Source organism: Blastococcus sp. KM273129, assembly GCF_021698995.1.
Lineage (GTDB): Bacteria > Actinomycetota > Actinomycetes > Mycobacteriales > Geodermatophilaceae > Blastococcus.
Genome location: NZ_SSXB01000108.1, coordinates 1 through 10,434, shown reverse-complemented (window position 1 = coordinate 10,434; position 10,434 = coordinate 1). Strand labels below are relative to the sequence as shown.

Below are 10,434 nucleotides of genomic sequence, written 5' to 3'. Positions count from 1 at the left end.
GGGGAGGGCGGGGGATGCGGTCTGCTCGGCGGTCACGCGTCCATCCTCGCAGCGGCCCGGGAACGACTCAGGGGCCGCCTCGCGGCGGCTCCTGAGCTGAGGGTCGGGGTGACAGGATTTGAACCTGCGGCCTCGTCGTCCCGAACGACGCGCGCTACCAAGCTGCGCCACACCCCGAGGTGCGTCGACGAGTCTAACGCCCGCCCGCGCGGGCCCCGGCGGCGGGTCAGGAGGGTCGCGCCGTGAGGGTCAGCAGCGTCGCCTCGGGCGGGCAGGCGAACCGCACCGGGGCGTAGGGGCTGGTGCCCAGACCGGCCGAGACGTGCAGCCAGGTGCCCGCCGGGCGCGCCGGCGTCGGCTCCGCCCAGCGGTGCAGCCAGCGCACCCGGGCCCGGTCGATGCCGCAGTTGGTCACCAGCGCGCCGTAGAAGGGCACCCGCAGCTGGCCGCCGTGCGTGTGCCCGCAGAGCAGCAGGTCGTAGCCGTCGGCGGCGAACCGGTCGAGCACCCGCGGCTCGGGGGAGTGCGCCAGCCCGATGCGCACGTCGGCACCCGGGTCGGCCGGGCCGGCGACGAGGTCGTACCGGTCCAGCTTCAGGTGCGAGTCGTCCACGCCGGCGAACGCGATGCGGCGGCCGCCCACGGTCAGCTCGCCGCGGTCGTTGGTGAGGTCCAGCCAGCCGCGGTCGCGCATGCCGTCGCGCAGGTCCCGCCACGGCAGCTCGTCGCCGTGCACCCGCTTGTGGTCCCGCTTGAAGTACTTGAGCGGGTTCTTCGGCCGCGGGGCGTAGTAGTCGTTGCTGGCCAGCACGAAGGCCCCGGGGAGGTCGAGGAGCGGGTCCAGCGCGCGGAGCGTGGGCGGTACGGCGTCGAAGCCGGCCAGGTTGTCACCGGTGTTGACCACCAGGTCGGGCTCGAGCTCCGCCAGGCCCGCGACCCACTCCTGCTTGCCGCGCTGTCCCGCCGTCATGTGCAGGTCGGACAGCTGCAGGACGCGCAGCGGCGCCGAACCCGGGGCCAGCACCGGGACCTCGAAGCGGCGCAGCGTCCAGCGGGTGCGTTCGTAGAGGCTCGCGTAGGCGGTGACGGCCGTGCCGGAGGCGACGGCGGCGGAGGGGAGGGCGGTGTACCAGCGCACCCGCGAAAGCCTACGGGCGCCCCCGGGTGCGGCGTCGTGCAAGGCTTGCTCCGTGTCCGACCTCAAGGAACAGCTGCGCACCGACCTGACCACCGCAATGAAGGCCCGCGACGAGCTGCGCACCGCCACGCTGCGCATGGTGCTCGCCGCCGTCAGCGCCGAGGAGGTGTCGGGCAAGGAGTCGCGCGAGCTCACCGACGACGAGGTGCAGGCCGTCGTCCGCCGGGAGGCGAAGAAGCGGCGCGAGGCCGCCGAGGCGTTCGGCTCGGCCGGCCGCGCCGAGCAGGCCGCCCGGGAGCAGGCGGAGGGCGAGGTCCTGGCCGGCTACCTGCCCGCCCAGCTCGACGACGCCGACCTGACCGCGATCGTCGCCGACGTCATCACCCGCACCGGCGCCTCCGGCATGAAGGACATGGGCAAGGTCATGGGGGCCGCGAACGGCGTCGTGGCCGGCCGGGCGGAGGGCTCCCGGGTCGCCGCCGAGGTGCGCCGCCAGCTCGGCTGACACCGGAGAGCACACGAGGGGCCGGACCTGGTGGTCCGGCCCCTCGTCGTCATGGGCTCAGTTCGCCGGGGCGCCCTCGGCGTCCGTCGTCGGGGCCTCGGACGGCGGCGGCACCTGGGGCTCCGTCCCGGGTTCGGTCGCCGGCTCCTCGGTCGTGGGTTCCTCCGACGGCGCCTCCGGCTGTGCCGGCGGCTCGGGCTCCGGCGGCGGCGTGGTGCTCCGGGTCGTGGGGCCCGGGCGGTTCGCCGAGCGGCTGGACGCGTTGTCGGCGGGCCGGGTCGGGCCCTGCGGCGCGGCGTCGACGCCGCGACCGGCGTAGCGCGGGTCGGCGGGCGGGAAGGCGACCGGCTCCTGGGCGGTGAGGACGGGTGCCATCGCCTGGCGCCAGATCCCGGCCGGCAGCCCACCGCCGTAGCTGCCCACGTCGTTCGTGTCCCGCGGGCGGAACAGCATGACGCTGGCGGTGTACTGCGGGGTCGAGCCGACGAAGGCCACCGAGTCGCGCTCGTTCACCGTGCCGGTCTTGCCGGCGATCTGGTGCCCGGGGATGTAGGCGCGGGCACCGGTCTGCAGCGGGTTCCCCGGCGCGGTGTCCTTGATCATCATCTGGTTGAGGGTGTCCGCGATGCCGGGCTCGATGACCTGCTCGCAGTCGTTCTCCCGGACCACCGGCTGGCCGTCCTCGGCCAGCAGCGGCTCGCCGTTCGGGGTGGTGATCGACAGCACCGGGGTGGGCGTGCACCTGACCCCGCGGGCGGCGATGGTCGCGTAGGCGTTGGCCAGGTCGAGCGGGCTCACGCCGTCGGTGCCGAAGGCGAAGGACGGGCGGTTCTCGTCGATGATCTGCTGCGCCGGCGTCTGGGTGACCGAGTAGTCGAAGGTCATGCCCAGCCGCTCGGCCATGCGCACGGCCGGCTCGATGCGGCCCAGCGCGTCCTCCAGGGCCAGGAAGTAGGTGTTGGAGGACATGTACAGCGCCTGCGTCATGGTCAGCGTGCGCGGGTAGCTGCTGCCCACGTTGCCGACCTCGTAGGGCTCGATGCGCTGGGTCTCGGGGTCGTAGCTCTCGTAGACCCGCGACCGGTACGGCTCGTTCGTGGTGATCGTGTGGCTGGCGGGCAGGCCCTGCTCCAGCGCCGCGGCGGCGACGAAGGTCTTGAACGTCGACCCCGATCCCTTGGTGGGGATGGTCGCGAAGTTCACCGACTCGCACTCGGGGTCGTCGCAGCCGAAGCGCCGGTTGACGCTCATCGCGAGCACCTGCCCGGTGCCGGGCTGGACGGCGTCGTAGACCGCCACGGTCCCCGCGCCCATGGCGACGGTGTCGAGGACGGCCTGGTCGCCGGCGCGCTGCATGTCCGGGCGCAGCGTCGTGGTGATCGTGAGGCCGCCCTTGTCCAGCTGCGCCTTGGTCAGGCCCAGCTCCTGGATCAGGTACTGCCGGGTGAAGTCGCAGAAGAACCCGCCGATCGAGGCGTCGATGCAGCCGTTGGGCGGGGCCTGCCCGGGGGTGACCTCCACCGGCGTCGGGGTGATCTCGGCGAGCTGCTGCTCGGTGATGTGGCCCAGGTCGTGCATGCGCTGGAGCACCTGGTTGCGCCGGATCTGGGCGTTCTCCGGGTTGTTGATCGGCTCGTCGTAGAACGGGCTCTGCACCAGCCCGGCCAGCATCGCGGCCTGCGGCAGGGTGAGGTCGGCGGCGTTCACGCTGAAGTACCGCTGGGCCGCGGCCTGGATGCCGTAGGCGCCCTGCCCGAAGTACACGATGTTCAGGTAGCGGGTGAGGATCTCGTCCTTGGAGTAGGTGTCCTCCAGGGCGAGCGCCAGCCGCGCCTCCCGCAGCTTGCGGCCGACGGTCTCGGCGTCGGCGGCCTCCCGCTCCTCGGGCGTCGCGGCCGTCTGCAGCAGGGTCTGCTTCACCAGCTGCTGGGTGAGCGTCGAGCCACCCTCCTGCACCGAGCCGGCGGCCACGTTGCGCACCAGCGCGCGCATGGTGCCCTGCACGTCGAGGCCGTTGTGGTCGTAGAAGCGGGAGTCCTCGATGTCGACGAGGGCCTGCTTCATGACGTCGGCGATCTGGTCGGAGGTCACCGGGGTGCGGTTGTGCTCGTAGAAGTTCGTGATCAGCGAACCGTCCGAGGCCAGCACACGGGTGACGCCGGCCGGCGTCTTGTCGGTGAGCTCGACCGGCAGGGCGTCGAGCAGCGACACGGAGTTGCGTGCCGCGAGCCCCGGCCCACCGACCCAGGGCAGCATGAGGCCGGCCAGCAGCGCGCCCGCGACGACGATCGTCGCGGCGAGCTTGGCGAGCAGACGGGTGGTGGCGCGCGCGTTCTCCGACATCGCGGTCAGGGTACGTCGCCCGGACGGGTGAGAGCGCTGGTCAGCCGCGGCGCGCGGGGAGGACGCGCGTCCGCGGCGTGCCGGTCGGCGTGTCGTGGTCCGGCCCGGTCAGGGCGGCGGCCATCGCCCGCAGCCCCTCGAGGTCGTGCACGTCCCCGGCGGCGGCCGGCACCGTCCGCAGGGCGACGTCGGGGTGCGCGCTGGTGAAGCGGTCGGCCAGGTGCTGCTCGCGGGTGGCCAGCTGCATCCGCTCCGCGTGCACCCGCAGGGCCGCGGCCGCGAGCGCGGCGCCGTCGTCCCCGCTCTCGGCCACCTCCTCCGCGGCCCCCTCCGCGCGGGTGGCGGACAGGGCGGTGGTGGCCGGGGGGTGGGTGCGGTTGACGACCAGCCCGGCCAGCGGCATCCCCTCGGCGGAGAGCCGGTCGACGAAGTAGGAGGCCTCGCGCAGCGCGTCGGGCTCGGGCGCGGCGACGACGACGAACCACGTGCCCGGTCGGCGCAGCAGCTCGAACGTCGCCGTCGCCCGCTCGCGGAACCCGCCGAACATGGTGTCGAGGGCCGAGACGAACGCGGAGATGTCGCGCAGCAGCTGCCCGCCGAGGATCTTCGAGACGATCCGGCTGAACAGGAGAAAGCCGGCGCTGGCGAACTTGAACCCGGCCCGGCTGGGCGCCATGAGCAGCCGGATCATCGTGCCGTCGAGGAAGCGGCCCATCCGGTTGGGGGCGTCCAGGAAGTCCAGCGCCGACCGGGACGGCGGGGTGTCCACGATGATCAGGTCCCACTGGTCGCTGGCGCGCAGCTGCCCGAGCTTTTCCATCGCCATGTACTCCTGCGTGCCGGCGAAGGAGGAGGAGAGCGCCTGGTAGAAGGGGTTGTCGAGGATCTGCTGCGCCCGCTCGGGCGTGGAGTGAGCGGTGACGATCTCGTCGAACGTCCGCTTCATGTCCAGCATCATCGCGTGCAGCTCGCCCGGTGCCCCGGGGACGTCGACCTTCCGCGGCTCGTTGTCCAGCTCGGTGAGCCCGAGGGACTGGGCCAGCCGGCGGGCGGGGTCGATCGTCAGGACGACGACGGTGCGCCCGGCCTCCGCGGCGGCGAGCCCGAGGGCGGCCGACGTCGTCGTCTTGCCCACGCCGCCGGCGCCGCAGCAGACGACGATGCGGGTCTGCCGGTCGGCGATCAGCTCCGCGAGCTCCATGGCCGGCGCCTGGCGGGGCGTGCGGGCGCCGGCGGTGGTGCGGGTGGTGGCGGTGTCCGCGGCCATCAGCGGGCCACCGCCGCGGGCAGGTGCTCCTCGAGCCGCCCGGCGAGCTCGAACAGGCAGCCGAGGTCCATCGGTCCCGGCAGCAGCGGGATCTCGACGGTCGGGCGGCCCAGCTCCTCGACCCGGGCGCGCAGCGCGTCCTGCGCGGCCCAGCGGCGGGCGTGCTCCACCACCTCGGCCACCAGCGCGTCGGCCAGCTGCTCGGCGCCGGGCAGGTGGACGGCGCCCAGCGCGGGGGCGAGGTCGGCGCCGGTCAGCTCGCCGGCGACCGCGCGGTCCAGGGCGTCGGGCGGCAGCACCGGCTCGGCGGCCATGTTCACGACCACCGAGCCGAGCGGCAGCCCGGCGGCCTGCAGCTCGGCGATGGCGTCGGCGGTCTCCTGCACGGGCATGTCCTCCAGGAGCGTGACCAGGTGCACCGCCGTCTGCGGGGAGCGCAGCACGGCCATGACGCCGTCGCTCTGCGTCTTGATCGGGCCGGACCGGGCCAGCTGCGACATCTCCCCGGTGACGCCGAGGAAGCGGGTGATCCGCCCGGTGGGCGGCGCGTCGACGACGACGGCGTCGTAGACCTGCCGACCGTCCTGCCGGCGGGTGACCGCCTCCTTGATCTTCCCGGTGATCAGCACGTCGCGGAGCCCCGGGGCGATGGCGGTGGCGAAGTCGACGGCGCCCATCTTGCGCAGCGCCCGGCCCGCCCGCCGCAGGTTGTAGAACATGTCGAGGTAGTCGAGGAGCGCCTCCTCGACGTCGATCGCCAGCGCCTTCACCTCGCCCCCGCCGCGCGCGACGGCGACCCGGCGCTCCTCGTAGGGCAGCGGCGGGGTGTCGAACAGCTGGGCGATGCCCTGCCGCCCCTCGGTCTCCACGAGCAGCACCGACCGCCCGTCGGCGGCGAGCGCCAGGGCGAGGGCGGCGGCGACGGTGGTCTTGCCCGTGCCCCCCTTGCCGGTGACCACGTGCAGGCGCGCGGGCGTCAGTTCGGGGGGCACCGCCCCAGCCTAGAAGGACCCTCCTGCCCCCCGCCGTTCGCAAGCCCACGGCGGGACCCTGCGAGGAGGGCCGGTCCAGCCCCTCGCCGGAGGGGCTGCGCTAGCGTCGGGGCCATGAGCGAAACCGCCCGCCAGAAGTGGGAGTACGCGACGATCCCGCTGCTCGTCCACAACACCAAGGCGATCCTCGACTCCTGGGGCGTCGACGGCTGGGAGCTGGTGACCGTGCTCCCCGGCCCCGGTGGGGCGGAGCAGCTGGTCGCCTACCTCAAGCGGCCGGTGTGACCGCGCCCGCGCAGGGCTGGCACGCCCGGCTCGCCGAGCTGGGCATCCGGCTGCCGCCGGTGGCCGCACCCGTCGCCGCCTACGTCCCGGCCGTCCGGGCCGGGTCGCTGGTGTTCACCTCCGGCCAGCTGCCGTTCGTCGACGGCGGGCTGCGCCGCACCGGCAAGGTCGGCGGGTCGGTCGACGTCGAGGCGGCCGCGGCCGACGCCAAGGTCTGCGCGCTCAACGCGCTGGCCGCCGTCGACGACCTGGTGGGCCTGGACTCGGTGGCCCGCATCGTCCGGGTGGTCGGGTACGTGGCCAGCGTCGAGGGCTTCACCGGGCAGCCGCGCGTCGTCAACGGCGCCAGCGAGCTGATGGGCCGGATCTTCGGCGAGGCCGGGCAGCACGCCCGCAGCGCCGTGGGCGTGGCCGAGCTGCCGCTGGGCGCCCCCGTGGAGGTCGAGCTCACCGTCGAGCTGCGATGACATCGCGATCCCCCGGATCGCACCGCGGCCAGGTGCCATCCCTCCGTCACGCTGAGCGTGTCCCCGTGATCCCGTCGGGAGACCTCCGGCGCCCGCGCCGGGGCCACGACCCCGCGGGGCGACCGTGACCGCGACCCCCCGGCAGGCGGCGACCGTCCTGCTGCTGCGCGACGGGGAACCCGGGCTGGAGGTCTACCTCCTGCGCCGCACCCGGGGCATGCCCTTCGCCGGCGGCATGACGGCCTACCCCGGCGGAGGGGTGGACCCCCGCGACGGCGACACGGAGACCGGCTGGGCCGGCCCCGCCCCGGCGCAGTGGGCCACCGCCTTCGGATGCGATGAGCGCATGGCGCGCGAGCTGGTCTGCGCGGCGGTGCGGGAGACCTTCGAGGAGGCCGGCGTCCTGCTGGCCGGGCTGCCCGACGGCGGCGTGGTGCCGGACGTGTCGGGCGACGACTGGGAACGGCAGCGGCAGGGGCTGCTCAGCCGGGAGCTGTCGCTCGCCGAGCTGCTCGCCGACCGCGGGCTGGTGCTCCGGTCGGACCTGCTGCGCCCGTTCGCGCACTGGATCACCCCGCCGGTGGAGCCCCGCCGCTACGACACCAAGTTCTTCGCCGCCGCGCTGCCGGTGGGCCAGGAGGCGCGGGACGTGTCCGGGGAGGCCGACGAGGCGGCGTGGCTGCGCCCGGCCGACGCGCTGGCCGAGCTGGCGGCCGGCACGCGGCCGATGCTGCCGCCGACGTCCCACACGCTGGGCCAGCTGGCGGGGTTCGCCGACGTCGCGGCCGCGCTGGCCGGCTCGCCCCCGCAGCCGATGCACCCGATCAGCCCGCGGTTCGAGGAGACGCCGGACGGTCGCTGGGCGGTGCTGCCCGACGGCACCCGCATCCGGCTGGCCGTCCCGCTCCCCTCGTGACGAGCGCCCCCTCCCGCAGGGGGGAGGGGGCGCCGGTCAGGACCTCGGCGTGGCCGGTCAGGCGCCGCCGGCGGCCTGTGCCGCCGCGGAGAGCTCGGCCACGTACTCGTCCAGGCCCCAGGTCAGGGACAGGGCCGTCGGCGGGGAGACCGCGGCGATGAGCTGCTGGCCGACGACCTGGGCGACCGCGCCGGTGCGGACCTGCTCCATGAGCTGGCCCTGCGGGCCGGAGAGGAACTCCTCCATGGCGGCCTCGGTGTCGGCGTAGGCCACCAGCACGTCGCTGCTCAGCTCGCCGAGCCGCTCCGGGCTGAGCGTGTAGTAGAAGGTCTCGCCCTCGCCGTCGCCGAGCGCGGCGACGCTCGGGGCGCTCTCCATGCCGAGGTCGAGCAGGAAGTCCACCCGCGCGTCGGCCGGCTTGTAGACGGAGAAGGAGTCCGGCGCGGGCCACACCGCGGCCACGGTCAGCCCGGTGAGCTCCGGGTGTGCGGCCGCCTGCTCGGCGACCTGCTCGTCGATGTCGGCGAGGAGGTCCGCGGCCTGCTCGTCACGGCCCAGCGCCTCGCCCACGATCTCGATGGTCTCCCGCCACGGCGTCGCCCACGGCTCGTCGGGGTAGGCGACGGTCGGGGCGATCTGGGAGAGCAGCTCGTACTCGCTCTCGGTGAGGCCGGAGTACGGGGCGAGGATGAGGTCGGGGTCGGCCGCCGCGATCGCCTCGACCGGCGCCTCGGTCTGGTCGGGGAGCAGCTCGGGCAGCTCGGCGCCGTCCTGCTCCAGCCGCTCGCGCACCCAGGGCAGGACGCCCTCCTCGTCGCCCCCGTAGGACTGCGTCGGGATGGCGACCGGCACGACCCCCAGGGCGATCGCGGCGTCGGTGCTGCCCCAGCCCCAGGTGACCACCCGCTCGGGCTCGGCCTGCACCTCGGTCGAGCCGAAGGCGTGCTCGAGGGTGACCGGGAAGGCGCTCCCGGCTGCGTCGCCGCCGCCCCCTCCGGTGGCGGCGGTCTCCTCGGTCCCCCCGCAGGCGGTCAGCGGGAGCAGGACGGCGACGGTCAGGGCGCGGGCGGCGAGGCGGCTGCGCCGTCGGCCTGCGGTGCGGGGTGCGGGCATGGACCCTCCAGCGAGCGAGCGAACGAGTTAGGTAAGGCGTACCTTAGCCAACCCGTCCTGCGCTCCCGCGGTGAGCCGGCAGCGGTGCATGCGAGAGGCCCAGGACCGGGGTGGTCCTGGGCCTCTCGTCGCCAGCGGTCGGGTGTCAGCGGGCGCGGCGCCGCAGGCGCTCCTCGTCGAGGACGACGACCGACTTGCCCTGCAGCTGGATCCAGCCGCGGTGCACGAAGTCGGCGAGCGCCTTGTTGACGGTCTCGCGGGAGGCGCCCACCAGCTGGGCCAGCTCCTCCTGCGTGAGGTCGTGCTTGACCCGCAGCCCGTCGGTGTCGCGGCTGCCGAACCGGTCGGCCATCTGCAGCAGCGCCTTGGCGACGCGGCCCGGGACGTCGGTGAAGATGAGGTCGGCGACCGAGTCGTTGGTGCGGCGCAGGCGGCGGGCCAGCACGCGCAGCAGCTGCTCGCCGATCTCCGGGTGCGCCTCGATCCAGGGCAGCAGGACCGACTGCGGCATCCGCGCCAGCTTGACGTCGGTGACGGCGGTGGCCGTCGCCGTGCGCGGGCCCGGGTCGAAGACCGACAGCTCGCCGAACTGGTCGGACGGGCCCATGACCGCCAGCACGTTCTCCCGGCCGTCGGGCGAGCGGCGGGACAGCTTGATCTTGCCGGTCAGGACGATGTAGAGGCTGTCGCCCGGCTCGCCCTCGTTGAAGACGACCCGGCCCCGGGGGAGGGTGATCGTCTCCAGACGGCTGATGACGGGGTCCACCGCGTCATCGGAGAGCCCCTGGAAGAGCCCCGACTGGGCCAGCACCTCGTCCACTGCACGTCCTCTCGCACTGTCTGCGGGTGCGGGGATGCCCACGCCCGACGGAGAGTCTAGGCGGCTGTGCAGTCCGTCACCCGTTCGGTGGCCCCACGGTCCCCCCTCCGAGCGAGATCGGGGGCCTCGCGGCCCCGTCGTCCGCGCCGGGGAGCTGCTCAGACGAGCGGCGGGTTCTGCGAGGGCCGGCCGCGGTGGCGGCGGCGCCGCCAGCGGAACAGGGCCCGCCGGATTCCCGAGGTCGCGAGCGTGTCGACCTCACCGGGGGTCGCCGTGTCGAGGAACTCGCTCACCTCGCGCGGGGACGCCGGGCGGCGCAGGGGTTCCTCCACCCGCTCCATGACCAGCAGGAACGCGATCAGCAGCGGGGGGAAGAGGATGACACTGAGGGCGACCAATCCCGATCTCCTCTGCATCGACGGCGGGACGGGGGAAGCGGTCCGCCCTCGATCATGGCACGCGAGGAGAGGGTCAGCAGGGCCGCCTACCCTCGACCGCGTGTCCGCCCCCGCGTCCTCGCCGGCCTACGCGCGCCCCACCCGGGCCCGCCGTCGATGCAGAGGAGATCGGGATTGGTCGCCCTCAGTG

The 10,434-nt window shown here is 74.5% G+C and carries 11 protein-coding genes and 1 tRNA gene; 4 read left to right on the top strand and 8 right to left on the bottom strand.

Annotated features, from left to right (window positions below):
* Positions 1–103 precede the first annotated feature (103 nt).
* Together E9565_RS20250 and E9565_RS20245 are read right to left on the bottom strand one after the other, a co-directional pair.
* Positions 104–177 (bottom strand) — tRNA-Pro (locus tag E9565_RS20250).
* Between the two features lie 49 nt (positions 178–226).
* Positions 227–1,138, bottom strand: coding sequence for a metallophosphoesterase (locus tag E9565_RS20245; protein ID WP_236836590.1), 912 nt, complete (start codon positions 1,136–1,138; stop codon positions 227–229).
* 52 nt (positions 1,139–1,190) lie between these two features.
* Between E9565_RS20245 and E9565_RS20240 the strand changes: the two genes are divergently transcribed.
* Positions 1,191–1,643 (top strand): GatB/YqeY domain-containing protein, encoded by a 453-nt coding sequence (locus E9565_RS20240; protein WP_236828592.1) that lies wholly within the window; start codon positions 1,191–1,193, stop codon positions 1,641–1,643.
* 57 nt (positions 1,644–1,700) lie between these two features.
* On the opposite strand, the gene E9565_RS20235 is transcribed toward E9565_RS20240, so the two are convergent.
* The 3 genes from E9565_RS20235 to E9565_RS20225 are packed head-to-tail and all read right to left on the bottom strand — an operon-like array spanning position 1,701 to position 6,245.
* Complete coding sequence (locus E9565_RS20235) at positions 1,701–3,986, bottom strand: transglycosylase domain-containing protein (RefSeq protein WP_236836589.1); 2,286 nt, start codon at positions 3,984–3,986, stop codon at positions 1,701–1,703.
* Between the two features lie 40 nt (positions 3,987–4,026).
* Positions 4,027–5,253 carry an ArsA family ATPase gene (locus E9565_RS20230; protein ID WP_236828590.1) on the bottom strand — a complete coding sequence of 409 codons (1,227 nt, stop codon included), beginning with the start codon at positions 5,251–5,253 and terminating at the stop codon, positions 4,027–4,029.
* The gene (locus E9565_RS20225; RefSeq protein WP_236828589.1) at positions 5,253–6,245 is read right to left on the bottom strand and encodes an ArsA-related P-loop ATPase; all 993 of its coding nucleotides are present in this window, start codon (positions 6,243–6,245) and stop codon (positions 5,253–5,255) included. Before E9565_RS20225 ends, E9565_RS20230 begins: the two co-directional genes overlap by 1 nt.
* Before the next feature lie 114 nt (positions 6,246–6,359).
* Between E9565_RS20225 and E9565_RS20220 the strand changes: the two genes are divergently transcribed.
* The 3 genes from E9565_RS20220 (at position 6,360) to E9565_RS20210 (ending at position 7,913) form a co-directional block, all read left to right on the top strand.
* Positions 6,360–6,530, top strand: a complete 171-nt coding sequence (locus E9565_RS20220; protein ID WP_236828588.1) for a DUF4177 domain-containing protein — start codon at positions 6,360–6,362, stop codon at positions 6,528–6,530.
* Positions 6,527–6,997 carry a RidA family protein gene (locus E9565_RS20215; protein ID WP_236828587.1) on the top strand — a complete coding sequence of 157 codons (471 nt, stop codon included), beginning with the start codon at positions 6,527–6,529 and terminating at the stop codon, positions 6,995–6,997. The genes E9565_RS20220 and E9565_RS20215 overlap by 4 nt, the downstream gene beginning before the upstream one ends.
* 124 nt (positions 6,998–7,121) lie before the next feature.
* On the top strand, positions 7,122–7,913 hold the full coding sequence (locus tag E9565_RS20210) for an NUDIX domain-containing protein (protein WP_236836588.1): 792 nt from the start codon (positions 7,122–7,124) through the stop codon (positions 7,911–7,913).
* Positions 7,914–7,970: 57 nt separating this feature from the next.
* Here E9565_RS20210 and E9565_RS20205 read toward each other — a convergent pair whose 3' ends face one another.
* The 3 genes from E9565_RS20205 to E9565_RS20195 all read right to left on the bottom strand — a co-directional run bounded on the left by E9565_RS20205 (position 7,971) and on the right by E9565_RS20195 (position 10,244).
* Positions 7,971–9,026: an iron-siderophore ABC transporter substrate-binding protein gene (locus E9565_RS20205; RefSeq protein WP_236828585.1), complete on the bottom strand. Its 1,056-nt coding sequence runs from the start codon at positions 9,024–9,026 to the stop codon at positions 7,971–7,973.
* 145 nt (positions 9,027–9,171) lie between these two features.
* A complete protein-coding gene (locus tag E9565_RS20200; protein WP_236828584.1) occupies positions 9,172–9,846 on the bottom strand; it encodes a Crp/Fnr family transcriptional regulator in 675 nt (224 codons plus the stop codon).
* A 158-nt stretch (positions 9,847–10,004) separates the two neighbouring features.
* Positions 10,005–10,244: a hypothetical protein gene (locus tag E9565_RS20195; protein WP_236833599.1), complete on the bottom strand. Its 240-nt coding sequence runs from the start codon at positions 10,242–10,244 to the stop codon at positions 10,005–10,007.
* Positions 10,245–10,434: the final 190 nt, after the last annotated feature.